Here is a 25,051-nt window from a genome sequence, read left to right as displayed (position 1 = left end):
TAGACAAGGATTTGCAAGAAAATAAAAATAGATTTGTGTACTACACAAATTTTATAATTTTATTTTAAATAATTAAATGTAATATAGACTAGAGTTGTTTACACAAAAAGATATAATAGATAAAATTTTTATTTATGTAAAAAACAAAATATGAATATACATATAACATGTACTCAAAAAAAGAACATAAAAATCAGAGACTAACAGAAAAGAATCGTAAACATATTCGAAAACTATATTGTGATCAATGGTCTGTTGTGGATTTGGCAAATAAATATAATATAAGCAGACCAACAGTGTATAAAGTGATAAAGAGAGCTAGAGTAAAAGAATTTCAGATATGTAATTCAACAAACACAAGATTTAGATGATTAGCATACTGATTTAAAAGACTATCAAAAATTGAAGAGAAAACATTAAAGAAGAAAAATGCACAAGCAAGAAGATACAAGAAAACATTAAAAAAAAATGCACAAGCAAGAAGATAAAACAAAACATATCCATGAGAAATGTTTCATATGGATACAAAAAAACTACCTTACATAAAAGACGATAAAGAAAAAATTAAAGAATATAAGTGAACACCAGATTATGAACTTATGAAATATTGTCTTGAAGCCTGAATAAAGAAAAAATACACAAAATTAAAAAGACCACAAACAAACGGTAAAGCTGAAAGAGTAATAAGAATATTAATGGATATGCGACATAGTAAAGAAACATTCATTTCAAGAGAAAATAAAAAAAAGTCTTTAAAAAGATTTGTAAATCTATATAATTGTGTCAAAGTTCATAAATGAATTGATAATAAAACACCATATGAAATTATAGATGAGTTTTATCACTGAAAATAAAAAAACTGTAAACAATGCTACTATTTCTTATATATAAAAAAATATTTAACCTAAATTTCTCATAATATTTTTGATAGGGTAGTAAGATAATAATAATATTAATATATTAATAATTATAACATATAAAATAAAATTTATAAAATTTGTATAATCATTATTTTGTAGTAAATTTTGACCGAACAATAAAATTCATAACATAATAAAAATTATTGTAAATAAAACTTTTATATTTACTTTTGGTAAAGAATTATTTTTCCAAGCTACGAATAATGCTCATACAACAAAAAGCACTTCCAAAAGTATTTGTGTAATAATTCATCATATAATATTATAATTTAATATAAGTGGTATTCATATTATTAAACCTAAAAATACTCAAAATCAGTTTATAAATAATAAATTATTTTGTAAATTATTTGATACAAATATATAATTAAATATTTGTTTAATAAAACTCAAAACTATTACTATTCATAAAAAATAAAGAATATAATCAGATCATATTTGTCAATTTCATATATAATCATTTCATCAAATAAAATATATTATTTCTTGACCAAATATCATAAAATTAATCATAAATACTAATCATATCCATATAGTAAAAATCATCATATATCAATAACTAATAAGTTTTTCTTCTTTTATTTTTGTAGAAATTTTATGAATAAGTGCATTTCATAAACTCTGTGGAACTATAAGTAATATTTCCAATAAAGATAATGCCAAAGCCCAAATTCATACATAAGTAAAATTTTCAGTAGTTGGAAAAAATATAGAAAGTGAAATTAAAACTACTAAAGTATGAAAACTACTTAAATAATATGCAAGTCAATATTTTCGGTTATTAAAAAATATATTTTTTGTAAATTCTATATCAAAATTTCGTTTTAAGGGAAGATATTTTCTTCAAACAATATAAACATAAATTATTTGTAATATTCAAGAAAATAATACAGAAAATATAATTAATGAAAATACTAATATTGATTTTTTTCATCAATCAAAATTAATTTGTGGAAATAAATAAAAAATTATAAATACTAAAAGTCATAATTGTCAAATTCTTGCCAAGACCAAAGCTATACTCAAATGTTTCATTTGCCAAAATAATTGAAGTGGAGCTTGCAATATTCAACTTACCATAAAAGATGCACTAAAAAGCATTCATAAAGGTAGTCCCCATACGATATAAGGATTACTGCTATAAGCTGGTATTAAATAAGCAATTATTATTGCCAAAGTATAAACACAAAAAATCATAAAAAATCTAGTACTTACAAATTTTGCATAATATTTTTGTAATTTTTCGTAGGATTCTTCTTTAATTTTTCATAATTTTTGTAGAGCTACTACATATAATCCAAAATCTGCAAAAGCAGCCCATATAGCAAAATATTTCAAAATAGTTGAATAATCTCAATATCTTTCTGGTCATAGAAATGGAGTTATCATTTTAATCACAAGTAAACCAGCTATTGCACTTAATATTCTTCATAATATTTGCCAAAATGCATCTTTTATTACTAAATTAGGTGACAAATTAATTAAATTATTTAAATAAAATTTTAAGTATTAATTATATAATTAATTTATCAATAAAATCAAACTTATTTTTTAATATATATTATAGTTTTGTGATCCAAAGTCTTTTTATAAAATGTAGAACTTGCTAAAAAGCAAAGAATTACTATCTTATTAAACTTATATTTATAATATTTTCTCAAATATTAAATCTAAATAAGATTTTCAATTAAGTTTATCTTCTCAAATCCAATCTATTTTATAAATATTATTTTCAAGCATTTTATTTTGAATATTATCTGTATTTCTTGTTCATAAATCACTTCAAGATTTAAGAATAATAAAAGAATTTAAAACAATATCTTTATCTTTTTGTTTACTCAAATTTTCTTCAATATTTTTCAAAGTATTATCTATAAGTTTATTTCAAATTTTAGCTTTATCATTAAAATTTCAAGAATTTCTATCAAATATTCAATCTTGTCATTTTGGGTCAATAAAATTTATATAAGTTTTATTTTCTTTATTATCTATAATCCATAAAATAAAATCAGGAAAAAATGGATGTTCATCATTTTCCAGATATATTCAAATACTTCTCAAACTCTCTACATTTCTCAATAAATAAAAATCTAATTTTTTATTATTTCTATAATTCTCATTAATATAATCTTTAATGTTTTCTATAAATAATTTTTCTCAAAAATTTAATTTGTCAGGAGAAATATTTATTCCTAAATTTGAATGATTATCATCTTCTTTTAGAAGTGGAGAATAAATATGTTTATCAAAGTTTTTATATAAAATATCAATAATTTTTTGTTTTTCAGTTTCAATATTTTCAATATATTCAAGTTTTTCATTTTCACTCTCAAACTCTTTTGTAATTATATATTCTTCTATAAAATCTCAAGTAGGATTAGTTTCTGTTTTTTGACTTAAAACTTTATTATAAACTATATTTTTACTATTTATTCTATGATTTACTTTATTTTTAAGTTTTTTCAAAAATTCATCTATTACAATTATTATTGTTTTTTCTATTTTTCACAAATTATTTCATAACTTATTATCATATTTTATTTCATCTATAAAATCAAAAATACTTTTATAATCAAAATCTATTAAATTATTTCAAAATTTTATATATAAATTAATTTTGTACTCTCATAAATTATCTTTTATAATTTGATTGATTTTATATATATTTATATAGCTTTTAAAAGCCTCTATTTTTGTTTTTAAATTATTTTTGATACATAATCAAGGTTTTGTTTTATCTATTCTGAAATCAAGAGAAAAATTGAAATTACTTATTTTTTCATCTTCAATTATTGTATTTTCATCTAAATAAGAATAATAAATATCATTTCATTCAAGAATTATATTTTTATAATTTATTTCTTTTTTTGAAAGTTTGAAAATAGGAAGATGATTTTTGTATTCTTCAAATTCTATATCATCTCAAGAATTTAGTTTTATTAAATTTGGATTTACTTTTATTTTGAAAGAATGAGTATATTTTATTTCTTCATTTACTTTTTTTGTAAAAGTTTCAAGATAACTTTTTTTAACACTCAAAATATTCAAAGTTTCAATCTTTTTGAGTTTATCTTCATTATTATTTCATAATTCAAAATAATCTTTTTCGTGTTGAGTATATTTTCTTTTTCAATCATCTTTTAATCATTTCAATCTTACTCATCTACCAAATATTTGAATAATTTTATTTCAAGCATTACTTCCTAAATTTATAAGAGCAATTACTGATACTCTGAAACTATTCCATCATTCAGCAAATTTTCTACTTCAAATAAGTAAATTTATAGGACTATCTTTTTTATCTATATTTTTGAATAAATATTTGCTATCTATTATTTCTATTTTTTTCTTTTCTATATTTGGCAAATCAAGATCATTAAAAAATTTATCTCAATTTCATACATTGATAATTCAAAAATATTTTCAATCATCTCAATATGATAATAATAATTCATCTATTACTGATTTATTTCTGGTAATAGTTAATTTTCAAGATATTTTATAATTAAAAACATTCTCAAAATTCTTTTTTTCATTTTCACTTAAATTTGCTAAATAATAAACAATATTTGAAATATCACTTATTTCAGGGTCTTTATCTTTTTTATTTTTATTATTTACAGTATTTCACATAAAAGTTATTAGAGGTTTATCAGGAAACATATTAAAATCTCAAAATAAACTTTTTTGTTTATCTCATGTATATCATCTTAAATTACTCCAAATATCTATTTTTTCATTTATTACTAGCAGACATTTATCAAGATTTTGTTTTAATTCATTTTCATTATCTCAAACTAAAACATCATTTCAAACTTGTTTAAAACTAAAATCTTTTCCATATCAATCTTTATAAAATAAATTATAATTATAATCATAAATTATTTGATTTTCATATTCTTTCTCTAATCATTTACTCAAATTATGAAAAGTTGCAGAATATTCAAATAAAAAACTATTTTCTTTATTTAATTCGTTTCTAAATTTGTAAAAAACTCATTCTTCTTTTGAGCTTGTTCAAATATGAGCTTCATCTATCAAAATAAGTCTTTTTGCTCTTTTATTTCAAGCTAAACTATAATATTCACTTCATTTATTCAAAAGTGATGAAGTAGTATCTATAATTAAATTTATTTTATTATTATATTTACTATTTAGAAAATCTATAAAAGGATTTAATTCTTCTTTATGTTGGTCTATAAGATTTACTCAAGGAGTAGTAAAAATAATTTGAAATTTATTATAATTTTTGATTTTATCTAAATATTGTAAAATATTTAAGTGCATTACAATAGTTTTTCAGCTTCAAGTTGCCATCCAATAAGCAAGAGAGTTTTTTGAAAAACTATCCATTTCTTTTTCATCTTTTATATCAAAATACATTTCAGCAAAATACAAAGTAAGGATTTGATAATATCTCAAACGGACTTCACTTTTTCATTGTGATAACAAAAATTTATTATAAGTTTTTAAATAACTTATAATCTTTTTTATATATTTTTCTTCAAGTCCTAGAGTATTTTGTTTCAAATCTTCTATCTTTTTTTGTATTTCAATATTTCCAAAATAAATATCTTTTTCAAGTAATGATTTTGATAAATAATTATATAATTTGGTTTCCATTATTTTTTTAGATTATTCTATAAATTTTAATTTTACTTGTTTGTTTAAAAATTCAATTATTAATTCTTTTAATTCTTTTCTGTCTTTTGGTTCAGTAAAAAGAATTACTCAAGATAATTTATTTTCTAATTTTTCTAAATCAAATAATCAATCTTTTGTAAAAAAATCTTTAGCAAAATATTTTTGTTCTATCTTATTTAATTCTTTAAATTCATTTGCTTTAACTCAAAATAACTCAAAATAATTCTAAATATATAAGATTTGTCATTTCTCAATAAATATTTCACATCTCTGATTTTTTATTTTCAATTTTTAGTTTTTTCATAAAATCTAAATCTCAAATAGATTTAGTAAAATCACTTCTTGTTTCTATACTTTTTCAATATCTAAAAACAAGTCTTAAAAATTCATCTTTTATATCAAAAATAAATCTTCTATATAAATCTCCACTATCTCATTTTGTCAAAACTGCAAAATATTCTCATGCTCTTAAAGTTAAGATATAATCAATCTTTTTTACTGGTCTTATCCCCACTTCTCATTTTTGGGAAGTGGTAGATTTGGCTTGTATTTCAGTTTCTTCTTTTTTTTCAAAATCTATATTTTCTTTTAACCTTGCAGTATTTGAAACACTATTCCACCATTTTTCAAAAGTTTGATTTGTTCAGTTTTTTGTTAAAGGATTTAAAAGTTTCCATAATCATTTTGCACTAACTCAAGTTCAAAATCATTCATCATCCAAATCAATATCAAAATTATTTAAATAACTAAATAATCCTGATAATAATTGAATTTCTTGAGTATTATATTTTTTAGTAACCTCTATTGCTTTCACAATTTTATTATATCATTTTTTCATATTTTGATTTTTTAAAATAAATAAAATCTATACCGTTGCCAAATTTGGCGACGGTATTTTATTCACCAAACACACTTTCATCAATTATTTCTATATCATATTTTTTTCATCAAATTTCTAATTGTCCAAATTTATCTCTTGATAAACTATAAATCTCTACATTTATTTCCAAAACTTCTATATCATCATATTTTTTTACAATTTCTTTTATATTTTCTAAATCATTTTCTCCGACCTCTATATTTCTCCAAATTTGCAAGATATTTCAAGTTTTTACTGCTTTATAATACTTATTTTTAATTTCAAAAGTTTTAATACTTTCAATATTGTTTCATTTTGCATAGTTATAAGTTTCTATTAAATCAATTTGAGTTTCTTTTTTAGCTTTTCCATAAATATAAATATTTGAAAAAAGGTTTTCTTAAATTAAGAGTTGATTTTAGTTTTATTTCTTCTTTTTTGTATAGATATTTTAAATCTAATCATTCAGGAAATTTTTCATTATCAATTTCAAGTTTATCAAGCATATCTTCATATTGTTCCAATACTTGATATTTCATAATTTGACTCACTCATTTATTGTCTTGAGGAATTCAATCTTTCCAATTACTTGTATACATCACTTTTTGAATTCTAGACTTTGTAACAGAGTCAAAATACTCTCCTATCTCCACTCAAATATATTTTCTATTTCATCAATCTTCTTTATTTAATTCTATAACTGCATGTTGTGTTGTTCAAGATCAAGAGAAGAAATCAAGGATTATAGAGTTTTTATAAGAACAAGTTATTATAAAATCTTTTACAGTAAATACACTCTTTGGTGTTTCAAATTTTACTTCTCATAAAATATTTTTTAATAATTCAGAACCATATTCTGGATTAGAATATTTTGCATCAGTCCAACAAGTTTTTGGTTTTTCATCATCATAAGCAGGTGTAAATACACTATCTCATTTTACAATATATTCATCTTTTTCTAATAATACTCTGTCAAAGGTTCTTTGCCAAACTAGATATTCTCAATTTAAAGTTTTAGGTAAGATGAAACTATATCATAAATCAGAGTATTTTTTTTCTAAATCAATCAAAAAATCATCATTAAATGTTTTATCTTCTTTGCTATATATTTTATTATATTCATCCATACTAATCATCGTAATTTTATTATTTTTGATTAATATAGGATAAAATCTATTAGGTCTTTCATCTCTTCTTGAATTAGTTCAAGTTCTTTTCAAATTTACATTTGAAGTAATTCAATTTTTTGGAACCATAAGTTCTCAAATATTTAAAATATCTTTAGCATAAATTAAATTATATTCACAGGTTTTAGATGTCTTGTTTGCAACTCTTCATTGAGGATTACAAATAGTTGTTATTATTCAAATAAAATTTTCTTTTAAAAAAATACTATCACATAATAATCTTAAATTATCACTTTCTAAATCATCAATAGCTATAATAATTATTCAATCATTTGTTAATAATTGTTTTGCTTCTAATAATCTATTTTCCATCATAGAAATCCAAGAAGAATGTCTAAAACTATTTTTATAAACAAAGTTTTTTCAAGTATTATACGGAGGATCTATATAAATACACTTTACTTTTCATCTGTATTTATTTTTTAGCAAACTTAGAGCTTGATAGTTTTCAGAGTTTATAAGTATTCCGTTTGTTTGATTTTCTAAATCTTCAAAATTACTTAATAAATTATCTTTAAAAGTTTGAGAGAAAAATTTTGTGTCAATATTTAAAGTAAGATTTGCTTTTAAATATTCAATATTCAAAACTTTTTCATCTTCTATAAATCATAGATTTTTCCATTCTTGTATTTGTTCTTTATTTTCAAGTATTTCAGTATAAAAACTTTCATCTATTTTATCAAGAGTTATACAATATTCATTTACCAAAACTTTCTTTTTACTTTCAAATATTCACTTTTGAAATTCTTCTATTGCAGATAAAAACTCTATTATTTTGCTTGAAATTTCATTAAAAGTTTTTGCTATTACCAGTGTTGTATTATCTATTTTTGAGTTTAGAATTGTATTTATATCTCACAGTATATTATTTTTTATAAATTTGTCTTTTTCATTAGTTAAGAAATCTTTTAAATCTTTATGAATAAAAAAATCACTATCACTTCCGATATAAAAACTATTTAATTTATTATCTAAATTCCATAAAATTTTAATTATTTTTTCTTCTTTGATATTATCATCTAATTCATCAAAAAATTTATTTATTTTTTCTCATTTTCCAAAATTTGAGTCATATTTTTTAACTAAATCATCTTTTTTGATTTTTAGTTGAGAAAATCATTTTAAGTTTCAGTTTTCTATTTTACCAAAATTTTTATCAAGACTTTTAAATATTTCTTTTCATTCTTTGTTGTACAAAAAATTATCATCAATTTCTATATTTAATATTCCTTTAAAAATTGCTCTATAAATTTCTTCTTTTGGAGTTGATGTTTTTGATAAATTAAAAATAACTTTGAAATTATTATTTCAAGTTTTTTCTATTCTATTAAATTTATAATGTTTAAATTCTGTTTCTCTATTATTATTTTGTGATTGTTCTTCTGCATCGCTTTCTTCATTTGTTTCCAGAGTAAATTCAATATTTTTATCTTGTAGTTCAAAATTTATACTATTAAATCAATTTCAAGTTTTTATGTAATAACTTCATTTATGCTTCCAGTGAAACATAATATCAGATCCATTATAATCTTCATCATATTCAATTTTGTAAGTGTTTAGACTTCTGGTATTATATCCAAAATCTCAATCACTATAATACAGTTCAAAAAAGTTTAGAATATAATTATAAATCTTATTTTCCAAATCTCATTCTATAAAAGAATTTCTCTGACTTTTTAAAATTTTTATCAGTTTTTCTTTATCTCAATTTCAAAAAATATTTATAGTTCATTTTATTTTTTCATAATTTTCATTAATATTTTCAAGTAATTTTTCTTGATTAAATCATTTCAAAAATAATTCAAGTTCCAAAATATCAAATTTTTCTTCAAGATTTGAAACTTTTTGTAATTCTTTTTGGACAATATTTTCAAGATTATCATCTATAAATTTTTTTATTTCAGATTGTTTGAGTTTATAAATTTTAAAAATCCCAAAATTTAAGTCATTATTTTGAAATTGAAACATTTCTTTAAGAGATGTTTTTAATTGTGATAGTGAGTTTGTCATTTATTAATTAATTATAAGTAAATATTTATTTTATATATAAATAATTTAATTTACTTTTCAATATATTAATTAAATTTTAAAAAGATATAAAAATAATTTACAATAATTTAAGTTTTAATATTTTAATATTAAAATGAAATGTTTTCATTCACCTATCAAAAACAAATGTAATTTCTTTTATTTTAAATCTTTCTTTTAATTCATTTACTTTTGATTGTAGTGTAGATTTATCATTTATATTTCATTCCAATATTTCTATACTTATAGGATATCAATTAGTATCTGTTACTAATCATATATTTACTTGCAATCTATCATTGCTTTTATCTCTACTATATCAATATTTTGCCATTTCAACAGCTTTTTATTCAAAATATGTACTCGTAATATCATATAAATATAATTTACAATTAGTATCTTTTCTTTTTTTGAATAATTTATTTTCTATATCATTTTGATTATCTTCAAGATAATCTATTGCTTTATATAGATTATTATCATTAATTTGTTTTATTCAATCAATTTGTTTTAACCAATTTTTGAGAGCATTTTTACTTTTAGGTTCAAATATTCTATTTATAGACATCAACATAATCTCATTTTTATATTTTTTGATTTTGGAGGCAATTCAGAAAGATTAGCTATATTTCTATGTTTTACTTTTTTTGTATCTTTATCTCTAAAAGATTCAACAAGATAATGAGTAACATAAGTTTTTCAATTATATTTGCGAGTACTTTTTTTAATAAACATATTATAATTATTACCACTTAAAATAATAAAAAACAAGAAATAATACATTTCATTATAATGAAAAAAGTATAATTTCAAGAGAAAATATAATAATACTCGACACTACAAAATACATTTTTAAATTCTTTTTCTTCAGTTCTTAACTTGTTCTTGCTATTTTTTATTTACAAAGATTAGTTATAATAAATATTTTTTATAAGTAATTTATATACTAATAAATTTTTAAATTCAAAATCTTTTTTAAAAATAATCGTATTTTGTCTTGAATTTTAATAAAAATTCTTTATATATACTAATACTGTTTTGTTAGCCAAAGTAGCTCAGTGGTAGAGCAGAGGCCTGAAAAGCCTTGTGTCGGCAGTTCGATCCTGCCCTTTGGCATATTTAAGATTTCGGGGATTAGCTCAGATGGCTAGAGCGCTGGTTTTGGGAACCAGAGGTCGCGAGTTCGAGTCCCGCATCCCCGATTTGGGGCAGGTAGCTCAGTTGGTTAGAGCGCATCTCTGATAAGGATGAGGTCGACAGTTCAAATCTGTCTCTGCCCACCATTTTATATGGTTAGTTTCAGTTAAAGTCTGTTTCTGTCCGATTTTGTGTTTATTAATTTGAGTTAAATAATAAGAATCTCTTGAAATTAGTTATATTTTTTTTATAATGAATAAACATTTTATATAATTTAATTACAATAAATATTATGTCAGAAAAGAAACCACATGTTAATGTATGAACAATTGGTCATGTTGATCATGGTAAGACTACTACAAGTTCTGCTATAGTTCAAGTTTTAGCTAAAAAAGGTTATGCTAAACCTTTGAAATTTGATGAAATAGATAAAGCTCCTGAAGAAAAGGAAAGAGGTATTACTATAAATACTGCACATTTGGAATATGAGACTGATAATAGACACTATGCACATATTGATTGTCCTTGACATGCTGATTATGTTAAAAACATGATTGTGGGTGCTGCTCAAATGGATGGTGCTATATTAGTTGTTTCTGCTCCAGATGGTCCTATGCCTCAAACTAGAGAACATATACTTTTGGCTAAACAAGTAAATGTTCCAGCTGTAGTTGTGTTTTTGAATAAAGTAGATATGGTTGATGATGAAGATATGTTAGAATTAGTAGAAGAGGAAATTAGAGATCTTTTGAGTCAATATGATTATGATTGAGATAGTGCAACTATAATAAGAGGTTCTGGTCTTAAGGCTTTGGAAAATCCTGATGATGAAGAAGCTGCTAAACCTATTTGGGATCTTATGGCTGCTTTAGATGAGCATATTCCTATGCCAGATAGAGATAATGAAAAACCTTTCTTGATGCCTGTAGAAGATGTTTTTTCTATTAAAGGTAGATGAACAGTAGTTACATGAAGAATAGAAAGAGGAGTGTTGAAATTAAATTCTGAAGTTGAAATTGTTTGAATTCAAGAAGATACTAGAAAAACAACCGTTACTTGAATTGAAATGTTTCATAAACAGCATGAAGAAGCGGAAGCTTGAATGAATGTTTGATTGCTTTTGAGAGGTGTTCAAAAAGATCAAGTTGAAAGATGACAAGTGTTGGCAGTTCCTAATTCTGTGAAACCTCATAAAAAATTTGAAGCAGAAGTTTATGTATTAAAAAAAGATGAGTGAGGTAGACATACTCCTTTTATGTCAGGTTATAAACCTCAGTTTTATGTAAGAACTACTGATGTTACTTGAACAGTTACTTTGCCAGAATGAACTGAAATGATTATGCCTGGTGATAATGCAAAAATAAATGTTGAATTAATTTATTCAGTTGCTATAGAAGAAGGTTTGAGATTTGCTATAAGGGAGTGAAGTAGGACTGTTTGAGCTTGAGTTGTTACAAGTATAAATGACTAATTTGGAATTTTATATTATTTAAATTTCATGAAGAGGGCATTCTTTGTCCTTTTCGTGTTTTATAAGTTAAATCTAATAATGGTAAAATCTAATAATCCTAAATTAAGAATAAAATTGAAAAGTTATGATGTTAAATCTTTGGAGTGATCAGTTGGTAAAGTTATGTGACTTTTGGTTAAGTCGTGAGCAGTGCTTAAATGACCTATTCCTTTACCAAAAAAAATAAAAAAATATACTGTTTTGAAAGCTCATTTTGTTTATAAAGATTCTAGAGAGCAATTTGAGAGAATAACTTATTCTAGAGTTATTGATGTTGTAGAGACAGGTTCTAAAACTGTAGAGTATCTTCAAAATTTAGTGATTCCTGTTTGAGTTTCTGTTGATGTTAAAGTTTATTAATAGAAATTAATTTAATAATTTAAAAAAAAATGATTAATTATGACTAAGGGATGAATGCTTTTAAAAAAGCAAGAAATGACAAAGTTATGGATTGACTGAAAACATGTTCCAGTAACTTTACTTAAATTAGTTCCTCAAGAAGTTATTGGTCATAGAACTAATGAAAAAGATTGATATACTGCTATTATTGTGTGATCTGAAAAAAAAGAGTTTGATAGAAAAAAATGAGAAAAAGTAAAATATTCTAATGTTTTTGAATTTAGAGTTTGTGAAGATGTTTTATCAAATTTTGGAATAGGTTCTGTTTTAGATTTTTCTTTTTTGGATTGATTTGATACTGTTTTTCTTAAATGACTTACAAAAGGTAAATGATTTCAATGAGTTATTAAGAGGCATTGATTTTCTAGAGGTCCATCAAGTCACTGATCACATTTTCATAGGAGACCTGGTTCTATATGATGAATGAAACCTAGAAGAGTTAATAAAGGTAAGAAATTGCCGTGACATATGTGAGTTTCAAATATTTCTTTAAAAAATGTTAAAATAATTAATAAATATTCATTTGATAATGAATCATTAGTTGCTGTTAAATGATCAGTTCCTGGATATTATGGTTCGCTTGTTAAAATGGAATTAAAATAATTATTAAGTTATTTAAAATTTATTTAATTTAAGTACATAGAAAATGTCGTATACAGTTGATGTGTTTAATATTAATTGAGAAAAAATAGATACTAGAAATCTTTCGGATTCTATTTTTAATGATGATAATATTAATAAAAAATTGATACATGAATTTGTTCTTTTACAACTTTCTAATTCTAGAAAAAATATAGCTCATGTTAAAACTAGATGAGAGGTTGTTTGATCTTGAAGGAAGTTATTTAGACAAAAATGAACTTGAAGAGCTAGAGTTGGTGATGCTGCATCTCCAATCAGAAGGCATTGATGAAAATCTTTTTGACCTAGAAATGTTAGAAATTTTACTAAAGATATGACTAAAAAAGCTAGAAAAAAAGCTTTATTTGGTTCTTTAACTTTGAAAGCTAGAGAATGACAATTACTTTGTTTTGATTCTTTTCCTTTTGATAATATTAAAACAAAAAATGCTGTTTCAGCTTTGGATAATAATTGACTTTCTTGACAAAAAATATTATTAGTTGTTTCAAAATGAGATGATATTGCTATTAAATCTTTTAGAAATATTCCTAATATTAAGTATATTTATGTAGATTATGTTAATCCATATGATTTACTTACTCATAATAAAATAGTATTCTTTTCTTCTTCTTTGAATAAATTAGAATCTATTTCGTAGTAAAATTTAAAATTTAATACTATTTATGTTAAAATGACTTTCAAAAATATATTAAGAAAAAGAGCTAAAAAAAGTGTTTCAACTAATGTTTTGAATAAAATTTCTGTATATGATGTTATAATTAAACCAATTCGTACAGAGAAAACATATAAGCAAACAAGTGATTTAAATAAATATTATTTTAAGGTTAATAGTTTAGCTAACAAAAATGATGTAAAAGTTGCTATAAAAGAAGTTTTTGGTGTTTCTCCTGTGTCTGTTAATATTCAAAAAGTTCCTTATAAATTAAGAGCTAGAAAAGGTTTAGTTAGAAGATCATATAAAAGAGCAATCGTTACATTAAATTCTGAAGATAAAATTGATAAGTTAAGTAGTTTTTAATTATTTTAATTTAAAAAATGTGAATAAAAGTATATAAACCATATACACCATCTAGAAGGTATATGACTTGATATGATTTTACTTGATTGACTCAGAAAAGACCTGAGAAAAGTTTGGTGAAGTTTTTGAAGAGTAATGCATGAAGAAATAGTTCTTGAAGAATTACTGTTAGATCTAGATGATGAGGTCATAAAAAATTATATAGAATAGTTGATTTTATAGGTTATGATAAATTAGATATACCTGGAAAAGTAGTAAGTATAGAATATGATCCTTATAGAAAAGCAAGAATAGCTTTGATATCTTTTTTGGATTGAGAAAAGAGATATGTTATAGCATGGAAATGAGCATCTATATGAGATACTATTTTGAATACTAATACTGATGAGTATGAAAATGGTTATAGAAAACAGCTTAAAAATATTCCTGAATGATATAAAATTTTCAATTTGGAAGTAATACCTTTTACTAAATGAAAATTATTGAGATCTGCTTGAAATTCTGCTACAATTATAGGTAAAGATACTAATTTACATATAGTTTTTGTTAAATTATCTTCTTGAGAAGTTAGAAAATTTAATGAAAATTGTTGGGCTACTATATGAGTTGTTGGTAATGAAGAACATAAAAATATAGTTTTATGAAAAGCTTGAAGAAGTAGATGGATGTGAAAAAGACCTCATGTAAGATGAAAGGCAATGAATCCAGTTGATCATCCACATTGATGATGAGAATGATGAACAGATATTGCTCTTAAATATCCTAAGTCTTTTAGTTGAAAGCCTGTACCTCCTGGAAAAAAGACTAGAAAAAAGAAAAAATGGTCTGATAAATTTATTGTTTCTAGAAGAACTAGAAACTAGTATTTGAGTTAATTTATTAATTAAAATTTTATTGTAAATGACTAGATCTTTAAAAAAAGGTTTTTATATAAATCCGAAGATATTAAAAAAGGTTGAGCTTATGAAAGAGTCTTGAGAAAAAAAAGTTCTTAAAGTATGGGATAGAGCATGTCAAATTAGTCCAGAAATGTTATGATTTACATTTGCTGTACATAATTGAAAGCAATTTATTAGTGTTTATGTAACAGAAGAAATGATTTGACATAGATTTTGAGAGTTTGCTTTGACTAGAACTTTTAGATGACATCCTTTTTAAAATTTATAAATTTAAATAAAATTATTATGAATAGATCTTTGACATCTACCCTTAAATATGCTTTAACATCAGAAAAAAAAATAAATATAGTAGCTAAAATGGTTAGATGAAAATCGGTATCTGAGGCTAAATGAATATTAAATCATATTCCAAATAAGTCTTCCGACATACTTTTGAGAGTTTTGAACTCTGCTGTTGCTAATGCTAAAAATAATGAAGGTCTCTCTGAATCTGATTTGTATATTTCAATTATTGAAATTTGAAAATGAACTAAATTAAAAAGAATTGATTTTGCATCAAGATCTAGAGTTCATCAATATAAAAAACAGAGATCCTTTGTTAAAGTTATTTTAGATATTAAATATTAATTTATGTGACAAAAAATAGATCCAAGAGGTTTCAGGGCTTGAATTACTAAATGATGGACTACAGAATGGTTTGCGAAAACTAAATCTCAAAGTGCAAACTTTTTTGTAGAAGATGTTAAAATTCATACTTTAGTTGATACTTATTTTAAAAGGTCTTGAATAGCTAAAATTGTTATAAAAAAAACTGAGAAAGATTGAGAGCTTATTTTATTTACTTCAAAACCTGCTGTTATTATATGAAAGCAGTGAGCGAACTTAAATAAATTTCAAGAAATTTTAAAAAATAAATTTGCTAAAGATTTTAAAGTTTCTGTAAAAGAAGTTAAAATTCCTGAACTTTCATCTAAAATTGTTGCTGAACAAGCTGCTGAACAAATAGAAAAAAGAATGCCGTTTAGAAGAGTTTGAAAATTTTTTACAGAAAAAGTTATGGAAAAATGAGCTAAATGAGTTAAATTTTATATCACTTGAAGATTATGAGGTGCTGATATAGCAAGATGAGAAACATTTATAAAATGAAGAGTTCCTCTACAAACATTAAGAGCTGATATAGATTATTATTACACAACTGCAGTAACTAAATATTGAGTTTTGTGAATTAAAGTTTGGATATATAAATGAGATTTATATAAATAAAAATTAGTTTATATATTTGTTAAATTTATTTGATTATATTATATTTAAAAATGTCACTGTTAACTCCAAATAGATGGAAATATAGAAAACAACATAGAGGAAGAATACAATGAGTCTCAAGTAGATGAAGTTATGTTGCATTTGGTGAGTTTTGACTTAAAGCTACTAGTAATGAATATCTTACTAATAGACAAATTGAGGCAGCTAGAAAAGTGATAGTTAGATACACTAGGAAACTTGGTAAGATTTGGATAAGAGTTTTTCCTGATGTGCCTTATACTAAAAAATGATTAGAAATGCCTATGGGTAAAGGTAAATGAGATGTTGATGCTTTTAGAGTTAGAGTAAAAAGGTGAAGGATACTTTTTGAAATAAACTGAGTTAGTAAAAAAGTTGCTCAAGAAGCTTTTAAGCAAGCTTCTTATAAACTTCCTGTTTCAACTAGGTTAGTTGCTAAATGAGAAGTAAAATAGTTTTTAATTAGATTTTACTTAATTAAAATCATTTATAATTTAATACTTATTTAAGTAATTATGGATAAATTTAATAGTATAGAACTTTCTAAAAAAAATTTAAAAGAATTAGTTGACTTGAGAAAAGCTTTAAAAAAAGATCTTTTTGATTTAAAAATTCAGAATTCTATTAAAGCTTTGAAGCAAACTCATAAAATTAAATTAACGAAGAAAAATATTGCTAGAGTTAATACAGCTTTACATCATAAAATCAATAAATAATGGCTATTATAAATTGAAAGAATATTAAAGAATTTGTAGGTAGAGTTGTAAAAAATTCATCAGATAAAACTATAGCTGTAGAGGTTGAAAATGTTAAAGTTCATCCTTTGTATAATAAAAGATATGTATCTAAGAAAAAATATCAAGCTCATGATGAAAATAATTCTGCTCAAATATGAAATATTGTAAAAATTAGAGAATCTAAGCCTATAAGTAAACAGAAAAGATGGATTTTGGTAGATATTATTCAGAAACCAAATACTTAATTTGTTAGCTTGATTCACTTTTATTATTAATAATATCTAAACTAAAATGATACAAAATGAGTCTAAAGTAAAAATTGTTGATAACTCTTGAGCTAAAACTTGAAAAGTTATAAGAGTCCTTAAATGACCCTTTTGATGATTTGCAACTGTTTGAGATAAAGTAGTTATTGCTATAAAAACTGCTAATCCAATTTGACAGATTTGAAAATGAGAGGTTAGTTGGGCAGTAGTTGTTAGAACTAGGAAAGAAATAAGAAGAGATGATGGTACTTATATTAGGTTTGAAGATAATGCAGTTGCATTAATAGATAAAGAATGTTCACCATTATGAAAAAGAATATTTTGACCTGTTGCAAAAGAATTAAGATCTAAATGATTTAGAACGGTTGCAAATATTGCAGAAGAAGTTATATAATTTTAGAATTAAAATTTATATTATGAAAAAGATAAAATCTTGAGATAAAGTAGTTGTAATTGCTTGAAGTTATGTAAAAAAAGTTTCTACTATAGAAAAGGTTATTTGAAATAAAGTTATAGTGAAATGAGTTAATTTGAAGAAAAAAGCTGTTAAAAAAGAATGATTTGTTGATAAAACTATGCCTATTGATATATCAAATGTTATGCTTTATTCTGATAAATTAAAATGACCTACAAAAGTTAAAATAGAAGAGAGAGATTGAAAAAAAGTAAGAGTTTGTAAGAAATCTTGAGAAATATATTCTTAAGTTATTATAATTGTCTTTTTAAAAATTAATATTATAATTAATGAATCTTTATAAGGATTTTAAAGAAAAAAAAATTTATGATTTAAAAAATAAATTTGGACTATCAAATATATTTGAAGTTCCAAGAGTAGATAAAATAGTTATATCAATGTGAATTTGATCTTTAGCAACTAGAAAATGAGTTAAAGATTTTTCAGACTTGATTTCAAATATGGAAGTTATTTCAGGTCAGAAGCCTACTGTTATTAAATCAAAAAAATCAGTTTCTAATTTTAAATTGAGAGATTGAATGCCTGTTATGTTGAAAGTAACTTTGAGAAGAGAAAAAGCTTACGATTTTTTGGACAGACTTTCTAAACTTATTTTACCTAGAGTTAGGGATTTTGAATGACTTTCTTCAAAAAAGTTTGATGGAAATTGAAATTATAACATATGATTTCAAAATCAAAGTGTTTTTCCTGAATTGTTTCCAGAAGATATAAAAACTCCTCATTGATTGCAAGTAAATATAGTTACTACTACAACTGATGATGATAAAGCTAAGGAGTTATTGAAAACACTTTGAATCATATTTAATTAATTTATATATATAATTATATATTATGGCTAGGAAATCTTTGAGAGTTAAACATGAGAAATTAGATAAAAAAAGACTACAGTCTCTTGCATCTTGAAACAAGCTTGATAATCCAACAAAATATTATAATAGATGTAGAGTTTGTGGTAGAACTAGATCTTATATGAGAGAATTTTGAATATGTAGAGTTTGTTTTAGAAAATATGCTAGAGAGTGATTGATAGTTTGAGTAAGAAAATCAAGCCGATAGTAGATTTTAATTTTTAAGAAATATTTAAAAATGAGTTTTGTTAATTCGCCTGTGACTGATTTGTTGATAAGAATTAAAAATTCTTATATGGCAAGAAGAACAACCGTTAATAATGTTATGTATTCTAATTTCAAGAAAGAAATATTACTTTTATTGAAAAGATATAATTTTATTAAAGATTTTGTAGTTGTTTGAGATTGAGTAAAAAAAACTTTTGAAATTACTTTAAAAGAGGTTGTAAATACTAATGAAGATATTCTTGTTGTTAAGATACTTTCAAAACCATCTAGACGTAATTATGTTTGAAGGGATATGCTTAAAAAAGTTGCTTGATGAAAATGAATATGAATAGTATCTACTAATAAATGACTTATGGCATCTCATGAAGCCTATAATAATGGTTTATGAGGTGAATTAATTGCTGAAATTTATTAAGATTTAAATTTTAATATAAAAAATATGTCTAGAATTTGAAAATTACCTATCTTGATATTGGAAGGTGTTGATATTGATATTAAATGAACTAATATCTCAGTAAAATGACCAAAAGGTCAATTAAATTATACTTTCCCAAATGAAGTTAGTGTTGTAAAGAATGATTGAAATATTGAAGTTTCAATTTCTGAGGATAGTAATGCAAATTTATGGTGACTTGTAAGAAGTCTTATAAATAATATGGTAGAATGAGTTAAAAATTGATTTGAAAAAAAACTTCTTGTTATATGAGTTTGATATTCTGTAAAAGTAGAATGAAAAAAAGTTGTTTTGAATCTTTGATATTCTCATCCTATTAATTATGAAATTCCTGAATGAATTGATGTTAAAGTAGATAAAGATTCAAAATGAAATTTTATACTTACTATTTCTTGAATTGATAAACAATTAGTTTGACAAGTAGCAGCAAATATTAGATTTCTTAGATTACCAGAACCATATAAAGGTAAATGAGTTAGATATTTTGATGAAAAAATTACTTTGAAGGTTTGAAAAACAGCTAAGAAATAAAAATTTAAATATTTTAAATTTGATTTAATAATGAAAAAATTATCTAATAAGATTTTTGAAAAATCAAGAAGGCATTCTAGAAGAAAAAATAGAGTTAATACTATTTTGAAAACAAATACTAATTTGCCGAGAGTTATAGTTAATAGAACTAATAAATATATTTATTCTCAAGTAGTTGATGTTAATTGAAATGTAATTGCATCATCTAATGATCTTAATCTTAAAACTTGAACTAAAAAGGAAAGAGCATTTATTGTTGGTCAGAATTTATCTAAAAAATTACAAGATAAAAATCTTGTAGATGTTTGTTTTGATAGAAATTGATATATATATCATTGAAGGGTTGAACAAGTTGCTGAATGATTAAGAGATTGAAAAATTAATATATAAACTTATCTATTTTAAATAGTGATAAATTTTAATTTATAAAAATACTTTTTATGGAAAAAAAAGATAAGCAATTTGAAGAGAGGTTGTTGGAAGTAAGAAGAGTTACTAGAGTTACTAAATGATGAAGACAACTTGCTTTTAGAGCTGTAATGGTAATAGGTGATAAAAAATGAACTATCTGATTGTGAATTGCTAAATCTAGTGATGTTATAGGGGCTATACAAAAAGCTACTCATGATGCATACAAAAATCTTAAAAAAGTTCCTGTAGTAGGTGCTGATTCTGTACCTTATTTGAAAACTTTTAAATTTAAATCTGCTATTGTTAGATTAATTCCAGCTGGTCCTGGTACTTGATTGAAAGCTTGATCATCCGTTAGATCAGTATTGGAATTGGCAGGTTATAATAATATCCTTTCAAAAATAATTTGAACTAATAATAAGTTAAATAATGCATTAGCTACAATTTATGCTCTTACTATGTATAAATCTAATTGATTCAAAAGAGATATAGAAAAAAGTTAGATATTATATGTTTTAAAATTTAATTATAAATTAATATGTTTTTACACGATTATTTGAAGTGATCTTCATCTATAAAAAAAACTAAAAGATTAGGAAGATGAAACTGATCAGGTAAAGGTAATTATTCAACTAGATGAATAAAATGACAGAAAGCTAGATCATGATATACTAAAAATCCTTGATTTGAGTGAGGTCAAACATCATTAAATATGAGATTACCTAAATTAAGGTGATTTAAGAGATATTATAAGTTAGTTGATAATTATGAAGTAGTAAATTTATCTGATTTACAACTTAATAATAAAATCTTATCTTGAGATACAATTAATAAAAAGAAGTTAAAAGAACTTGGTATTATTCGTTCAGAAAATTCTTTAGTTAAAATTCTTGCTAAATGAGAATTAGATAAAAAGTTGTTTTTTGTATGAATTGATTCTTATTCCAAATCAGCTAAATCTGTATTGGAATCTGTTTGATGTAAGTTTGAGTAAATTTATATTTTTTGAAAAAAAATTATGTTTAAAATTTTCAATTATTTTTGAGAAATATGGCAAAGCTCAACTATATTAAATAAATTACTTTTTATTTTATATATATTAATAATCTATAGATTATTAGTGTTTTTGCCAGTCCCTTTTATTGATATTCATGAGCTTATGAATACATTAGAAAATAATTCAGCGAGTGGATCAGGTGAAACTTGATGATTAGAATTCTTTGCCATGTTGATGTGATGAAGTTTGGAGCAGTTTTCTATAATTGCTGTTTGATTAATTCCCTTTATTAATGCATCTATTATAATGCAATTACTTACAGCTGTTCTTCCTAAATTAGAAGAGTTGAAAGAGCAATGAGATGTATGAACTATGAAAATACAACAATATACAAGATATTTAACTTTACCATTAGCTTTTGTTCAATCATATTGAATGGTGTTCCTTATGAATTCTGTTTTATGATGAACTGTTATAGATACTTCGTTTTTGAATATAACTCTTGCTGCATTTACTATGACTGTTGCTACTATGTTCTTGATATGGTTATGAGAATTAATAACTGAAAAATGACTTGCTAATTGAATTTCATTATTAATATTCTCTTCTATAGTATCTTGAATATCTTCTCAAGTTTATTCTCATAGTTCGGGTTGATTTAATATTATGTCAATTATTTTTACATTATTAGTTGTTTTAATTTTGATAGTACTAGCTGTATTTCTTATTAAAACTAAAAAAGAAATACCTATAGTCTATTCTAGACAATGACAAGTTCAAGATACTGCCACTTTGCCTATACCTTTGAATCCAGTTTGAATGGTTCCTATAATATTTGCTATTGCATTTATAACATTTCCATATTTATTATCTCAAATAGTTTTGAGATATTCGACAAATAGTGAAATTGTAAATAATATTGCAAATTGGATTACTAATAATTTAAGTATTTATAGTGAACAGCCTTCTGTTATTGCTATATTAGTTTACTTTTTACTTATAGTTTTATTTACATTCTTTTATACAATTATTATTTTTAATCCAGAAAGGATCTCTGATAATATACAAAAAAGGTGAGGTTTTATTCCTTGAATTAGACCGTGAGAAGAAACATCAAAATATATTAATAGTACATTATATCATTTATGTTTATGGGGTGGTGTTTGATTATGAATAATTTGAATTTATAGTTATATAATATATTATATACCTTTTATTGAACAATGATCTATTCCTGTAGTTGTGCAATGAGCCTGAATTATTATTATAGTATGAGTTGTACAAGATATAATAAATAAACTTAATGCTCAATTATCTATGGAAAAATATGATAAAATATAATTTTAAAAAAATCTTTTACTTTTAAAAGTAGAAGATTTTTTTTAGTATATTTTATTTTTTTCTTACTATATTTGTTAGTATTTTATTTAAATTATTTATCTTCATATTATCAAGATTGAATAGTCCATAATTTTTCATAATAACCACCTTTTTTTAATAATTCTTCATGACTTCATTCTTGTACGATTTTTCAATCTTTCATAACTACGATTCTATCCATTTTCATAATAGTAGATAATCTATGAGCAATAGCTATTACTGTTTTTCATTTCATTATTTTATCCAAACTATCTTGAATATATTTTTCTGATTCTGAATCTAAACTAGAAGTTGCTTCATCCAAGACCATAATTTTATTATTACTTAAAATTGATCTAGCAATAGCAACTCTTTGTCTTTCTCCTCAACTTAATTTAATTCATCTTTCTCAAACTAAAGTATTATATCATTCTGGTAATTTTGATATAAATTCATGACAATGAGCCATTTTGGAAGCTTTTATTACTTCATCATAACTAACATTATCTTTTGCATAAGCAATATTTTCATATAAACTACGATGAAAAAGTATAGGTTCTTGTGGAACCATAGAAATTTGACTTCTAAGACTATCTTGTTTTATTGTAGATATATCTTGATTATCTATCAAAATTTTTCATTCTTGAATATCATAAAAACGAAATAAAATTTTGATTAAAGTTGATTTTCAACTACCAGATTGTCATACAATTGCTATTTTTTCTCAAGCTTTTATATTTAATTCAAAATTATTAAGGACTTTTTCTTGATTTTTGTATGAAAAATTAACTCATTGAAAATAAATTTTTCATTTATTTATTTTTAATTTTTTTGCATTTTGTTTATCAATTATTTCATAATCTTTCCAAAGTATTTCCAACATATCTATACTATCTCAAAAATTATTTGCTAATCTTCACATCAAAAAAGATAATCAAAAAATTTGACTAGATATAATTATTTGATAATTTACAATTAAAACAAAAACTCATATACTAATTATATCATCATACCAAAGCTGTATTGTAGTATATAGTAATAATATTTCTCAAGCAATTACTATTATAGAAATAATTGCAAATACTATGATAAATACATAAATAGATTTAAGTTCTTTTTTTTTCCATTTTTCTAATGCTTCAAAAAAATTTAATTTTTCTTTTTCATATGTTCAAAATAGTTTTATATTAAAATTATTTGTAACAGTATCCGAATATTGTCAAAAAACTGTAGAGTTTTCATTTGCACTATCTTTCACATAGGGAACTCTAATTTTATTTAGAAAATAAGCAAATATTATAATTAATAATATCCATATTCAGAATATTACTCATAAATAAGTATTTTCAATAAATAATATTATTAATATAAATCATATACTTACCAATATTCTAGTTATATCAAAAAATATTATATCATATATAGAAGCTATACTATTTACTAATCTACTCGTTTTTTTTACTAAAGAACCTGAAAAATTATTTACAAAAAAATCATAAGAATGTTTATGTAAAGAACTAAAAGAATTATAAGTTATGTTGTAGTCTAATTTTAAAATAGCATAACTTAATAAATATTCTCAAATTCTCCAAAATATAAAACTTCAAAATATAGTTATTAAAAAATAATTAAATATTATCATTATTTGTTCATACATTTCTGTTTTTGTCAAATCGTTATTAACTGCAATATCTACTATATCTTTGAAATATATAGGAATTATTGTTTGTAAAATACTAATTCAAACTATAGATAAAAAAGCAAATATAGTTATATATCTAATTTTCCAAACTTCAATAAATAAATATTTTAATACATTTCATACACTTATTTTTTTTTCAATTTTTTCTCACATATATTAATAATTTAAAATAAAACATAAAATATATATAAATAATTAGTTGATATTGTCAAGTACTAGACTATTTTAAATTTAATTAAATTAATAGAAGAAACATATAAATATTTAAAACAAGAATATAATTTAGAGAAAATACATTTAAGAAGTGAAGTTGAAAGACTAAATAATTATTATAATATATTACTATCATCAATATGATTAGCTATGGTATGATTGGAAATAGTATGAGCTCAGGTTAAAGAAATGATATTAGAATTAAGGAAAGAAGATTGTATGTGATATAAACTAAAAAATATAATGTATGCCTGGTTAGAAGTAGTTGAATATATATTACATAATTGAAAATTTTTCCGAAATAGA

The 25,051-nt window shown here is 22.9% G+C and carries 33 protein-coding genes and 3 tRNA genes; 27 read left to right on the top strand and 9 right to left on the bottom strand.

Annotation, left to right across the window (positions count from 1 at the left end):
- The first annotated feature begins 167 nt into the window (after window positions 1-167).
- Together VAMP_RS02425 and VAMP_RS02420 are read left to right on the top strand one after the other, a co-directional pair.
- A complete protein-coding gene (locus tag VAMP_RS02425) occupies window positions 168-488 on the top strand; it encodes a helix-turn-helix domain-containing protein (RefSeq protein ID WP_213348846.1) in 321 nt (106 codons plus the stop codon).
- 30 nt (window positions 489-518) lie between these two features.
- Window positions 519-854 carry an integrase core domain-containing protein gene (locus tag VAMP_RS02420; RefSeq protein WP_213348844.1) on the top strand — a complete coding sequence of 112 codons (336 nt, stop codon included), beginning with the start codon at window positions 519-521 and terminating at the stop codon, window positions 852-854.
- Between the two features lie 45 nt (window positions 855-899).
- Here VAMP_RS02420 and VAMP_RS02415 read toward each other — a convergent pair whose 3' ends face one another.
- The 8 genes from VAMP_RS02415 to VAMP_RS02380 form a co-directional block, all read right to left on the bottom strand.
- The gene (locus tag VAMP_RS02415; protein WP_213348842.1) at window positions 900-2,396 is read right to left on the bottom strand and encodes an oligosaccharide flippase family protein; all 1,497 of its coding nucleotides are present in this window, start codon (window positions 2,394-2,396) and stop codon (window positions 900-902) included.
- Between the two features lie 168 nt (window positions 2,397-2,564).
- Window positions 2,565-5,543: a DEAD/DEAH box helicase family protein gene (locus VAMP_RS02410; protein ID WP_213348840.1), complete on the bottom strand. Its 2,979-nt coding sequence runs from the start codon at window positions 5,541-5,543 to the stop codon at window positions 2,565-2,567.
- A gap of 220 nt (window positions 5,544-5,763) precedes the next feature.
- Entirely contained in the window at window positions 5,764-6,402 is a 639-nt protein-coding gene (locus tag VAMP_RS02405) for an antA/AntB antirepressor family protein (protein WP_213348838.1), read from the bottom strand.
- Between the two features lie 58 nt (window positions 6,403-6,460).
- The gene (locus tag VAMP_RS02400; protein ID WP_213348836.1) at window positions 6,461-6,661 is read right to left on the bottom strand and encodes a hypothetical protein; all 201 of its coding nucleotides are present in this window, start codon (window positions 6,659-6,661) and stop codon (window positions 6,461-6,463) included.
- Window positions 6,662-6,782: 121 nt separating this feature from the next.
- Window positions 6,783-9,620, bottom strand: coding sequence for a site-specific DNA-methyltransferase (locus VAMP_RS02395; RefSeq protein WP_213348834.1), 2,838 nt, complete (start codon window positions 9,618-9,620; stop codon window positions 6,783-6,785).
- A gap of 97 nt (window positions 9,621-9,717) precedes the next feature.
- Window positions 9,718-9,972, bottom strand: coding sequence for a hypothetical protein (locus VAMP_RS02390; RefSeq protein ID WP_213348832.1), 255 nt, complete (start codon window positions 9,970-9,972; stop codon window positions 9,718-9,720).
- A gap of 12 nt (window positions 9,973-9,984) precedes the next feature.
- Entirely contained in the window at window positions 9,985-10,212 is a 228-nt protein-coding gene (locus tag VAMP_RS02385; protein ID WP_213348830.1) for a hypothetical protein, read from the bottom strand.
- The gene (locus VAMP_RS02380) at window positions 10,197-10,373 is read right to left on the bottom strand and encodes an IS1634 family transposase N-terminal domain-related protein (protein WP_213348829.1); all 177 of its coding nucleotides are present in this window, start codon (window positions 10,371-10,373) and stop codon (window positions 10,197-10,199) included. The genes VAMP_RS02385 and VAMP_RS02380 overlap by 16 nt, the downstream gene beginning before the upstream one ends.
- Window positions 10,374-10,682: 309 nt before the next feature.
- Here VAMP_RS02380 and VAMP_RS02375 point away from each other — a divergent pair.
- The 25 genes from VAMP_RS02375 (at window position 10,683) to secY (ending at window position 22,812) form a co-directional block, all read left to right on the top strand.
- Window positions 10,683-10,754: transfer RNA gene (locus VAMP_RS02375), tRNA-Phe, on the top strand.
- A gap of 12 nt (window positions 10,755-10,766) precedes the next feature.
- Window positions 10,767-10,840: transfer RNA gene (locus VAMP_RS02370), tRNA-Pro, on the top strand.
- Between the two features lie 4 nt (window positions 10,841-10,844).
- Window positions 10,845-10,921, top strand: a tRNA-Ile gene (locus VAMP_RS02365).
- 146 nt (window positions 10,922-11,067) lie between these two features.
- A complete protein-coding gene (tuf, locus tag VAMP_RS02360) occupies window positions 11,068-12,246 on the top strand; it encodes an elongation factor Tu (RefSeq protein ID WP_213348827.1) in 1,179 nt (392 codons plus the stop codon).
- Window positions 12,247-12,324: 78 nt separating this feature from the next.
- Window positions 12,325-12,645, top strand: coding sequence for a 30S ribosomal protein S10 (gene rpsJ / locus VAMP_RS02355; protein ID WP_213348825.1), 321 nt, complete (start codon window positions 12,325-12,327; stop codon window positions 12,643-12,645).
- A gap of 39 nt (window positions 12,646-12,684) precedes the next feature.
- Window positions 12,685-13,287, top strand: a complete 603-nt coding sequence (rplC, locus tag VAMP_RS02350) for a 50S ribosomal protein L3 (protein WP_213348823.1) — start codon at window positions 12,685-12,687, stop codon at window positions 13,285-13,287.
- Between the two features lie 43 nt (window positions 13,288-13,330).
- On the top strand, window positions 13,331-13,963 hold the full coding sequence (rplD, locus tag VAMP_RS02345) for a 50S ribosomal protein L4 (protein ID WP_213348821.1): 633 nt from the start codon (window positions 13,331-13,333) through the stop codon (window positions 13,961-13,963).
- A 33-nt stretch (window positions 13,964-13,996) separates the two neighbouring features.
- Entirely contained in the window at window positions 13,997-14,344 is a 348-nt protein-coding gene (rplW, locus tag VAMP_RS02340) for a 50S ribosomal protein L23 (RefSeq protein WP_213348819.1), read from the top strand.
- A 17-nt stretch (window positions 14,345-14,361) separates the two neighbouring features.
- On the top strand, window positions 14,362-15,207 hold the full coding sequence (rplB, locus tag VAMP_RS06995) for a 50S ribosomal protein L2 (protein ID WP_213348817.1): 846 nt from the start codon (window positions 14,362-14,364) through the stop codon (window positions 15,205-15,207).
- 37 nt (window positions 15,208-15,244) lie between these two features.
- The gene (gene rpsS / locus VAMP_RS02330; protein ID WP_213348815.1) at window positions 15,245-15,502 is read left to right on the top strand and encodes a 30S ribosomal protein S19; all 258 of its coding nucleotides are present in this window, start codon (window positions 15,245-15,247) and stop codon (window positions 15,500-15,502) included.
- Between the two features lie 26 nt (window positions 15,503-15,528).
- A complete protein-coding gene (gene rplV / locus VAMP_RS02325) occupies window positions 15,529-15,870 on the top strand; it encodes a 50S ribosomal protein L22 (RefSeq protein ID WP_213348813.1) in 342 nt (113 codons plus the stop codon).
- Between the two features lie 3 nt (window positions 15,871-15,873).
- The gene (gene rpsC / locus VAMP_RS02320; protein WP_213348811.1) at window positions 15,874-16,506 is read left to right on the top strand and encodes a 30S ribosomal protein S3; all 633 of its coding nucleotides are present in this window, start codon (window positions 15,874-15,876) and stop codon (window positions 16,504-16,506) included.
- 50 nt (window positions 16,507-16,556) lie between these two features.
- The gene (gene rplP / locus VAMP_RS02315) at window positions 16,557-16,979 is read left to right on the top strand and encodes a 50S ribosomal protein L16 (RefSeq protein ID WP_213348809.1); all 423 of its coding nucleotides are present in this window, start codon (window positions 16,557-16,559) and stop codon (window positions 16,977-16,979) included.
- Between the two features lie 60 nt (window positions 16,980-17,039).
- Window positions 17,040-17,240, top strand: a complete 201-nt coding sequence (gene rpmC, locus VAMP_RS02310; RefSeq protein WP_213348807.1) for a 50S ribosomal protein L29 — start codon at window positions 17,040-17,042, stop codon at window positions 17,238-17,240.
- Window positions 17,240-17,506, top strand: a complete 267-nt coding sequence (gene rpsQ / locus VAMP_RS02305; RefSeq protein ID WP_213348805.1) for a 30S ribosomal protein S17 — start codon at window positions 17,240-17,242, stop codon at window positions 17,504-17,506. Before rpmC ends, rpsQ begins: the two co-directional genes overlap by 1 nt.
- A gap of 46 nt (window positions 17,507-17,552) precedes the next feature.
- The gene (gene rplN, locus VAMP_RS06990; protein ID WP_213348803.1) at window positions 17,553-17,921 is read left to right on the top strand and encodes a 50S ribosomal protein L14; all 369 of its coding nucleotides are present in this window, start codon (window positions 17,553-17,555) and stop codon (window positions 17,919-17,921) included.
- 22 nt (window positions 17,922-17,943) lie between these two features.
- Complete coding sequence (rplX, locus tag VAMP_RS02295) at window positions 17,944-18,231, top strand: 50S ribosomal protein L24 (protein ID WP_213348801.1); 288 nt, start codon at window positions 17,944-17,946, stop codon at window positions 18,229-18,231.
- Between the two features lie 40 nt (window positions 18,232-18,271).
- Window positions 18,272-18,811 (top strand): 50S ribosomal protein L5, encoded by a 540-nt coding sequence (gene rplE, locus VAMP_RS02290; RefSeq protein WP_213348800.1) that lies wholly within the window; start codon window positions 18,272-18,274, stop codon window positions 18,809-18,811.
- Window positions 18,812-18,833: 22 nt separating this feature from the next.
- Window positions 18,834-19,058, top strand: a complete 225-nt coding sequence (locus tag VAMP_RS02285; RefSeq protein ID WP_213348799.1) for a type Z 30S ribosomal protein S14 — start codon at window positions 18,834-18,836, stop codon at window positions 19,056-19,058.
- 30 nt (window positions 19,059-19,088) lie between these two features.
- The gene (locus VAMP_RS02280) at window positions 19,089-19,493 is read left to right on the top strand and encodes an uS8 family ribosomal protein (protein WP_213348798.1); all 405 of its coding nucleotides are present in this window, start codon (window positions 19,089-19,091) and stop codon (window positions 19,491-19,493) included.
- A gap of 24 nt (window positions 19,494-19,517) precedes the next feature.
- Window positions 19,518-20,063 (top strand): 50S ribosomal protein L6, encoded by a 546-nt coding sequence (gene rplF / locus VAMP_RS02275; RefSeq protein WP_213348797.1) that lies wholly within the window; start codon window positions 19,518-19,520, stop codon window positions 20,061-20,063.
- Between the two features lie 30 nt (window positions 20,064-20,093).
- Window positions 20,094-20,453, top strand: coding sequence for a 50S ribosomal protein L18 (gene rplR, locus VAMP_RS02270; protein ID WP_213348796.1), 360 nt, complete (start codon window positions 20,094-20,096; stop codon window positions 20,451-20,453).
- A gap of 50 nt (window positions 20,454-20,503) precedes the next feature.
- Window positions 20,504-20,977, top strand: a complete 474-nt coding sequence (locus VAMP_RS02265; RefSeq protein ID WP_213348794.1) for a 30S ribosomal protein S5 — start codon at window positions 20,504-20,506, stop codon at window positions 20,975-20,977.
- Between the two features lie 35 nt (window positions 20,978-21,012).
- Window positions 21,013-21,468 carry a 50S ribosomal protein L15 gene (gene rplO, locus VAMP_RS02260; RefSeq protein WP_213348792.1) on the top strand — a complete coding sequence of 152 codons (456 nt, stop codon included), beginning with the start codon at window positions 21,013-21,015 and terminating at the stop codon, window positions 21,466-21,468.
- A 24-nt stretch (window positions 21,469-21,492) separates the two neighbouring features.
- The gene (secY, locus tag VAMP_RS02255; protein ID WP_213348790.1) at window positions 21,493-22,812 is read left to right on the top strand and encodes a preprotein translocase subunit SecY; all 1,320 of its coding nucleotides are present in this window, start codon (window positions 21,493-21,495) and stop codon (window positions 22,810-22,812) included.
- 106 nt (window positions 22,813-22,918) lie between these two features.
- Here the strand turns inward: secY and VAMP_RS06985 are convergent, their stop codons facing one another.
- A complete protein-coding gene (locus VAMP_RS06985) occupies window positions 22,919-24,685 on the bottom strand; it encodes an ABC transporter ATP-binding protein (protein WP_213348788.1) in 1,767 nt (588 codons plus the stop codon).
- Window positions 24,686-25,051: the final 366 nt, after the last annotated feature.

It is taken from the genome of Candidatus Vampirococcus lugosii, assembly GCF_018420025.1.
In the GTDB taxonomy this organism is placed as follows: Bacteria; Patescibacteriota; Gracilibacteria; order Absconditabacterales; family Absconditicoccaceae; genus Vampirococcus; species Vampirococcus lugosii.
The sequence above is the reverse complement of the archived record's forward strand: the minus strand, read 5'-3'. Positions and strand labels throughout refer to the sequence as shown.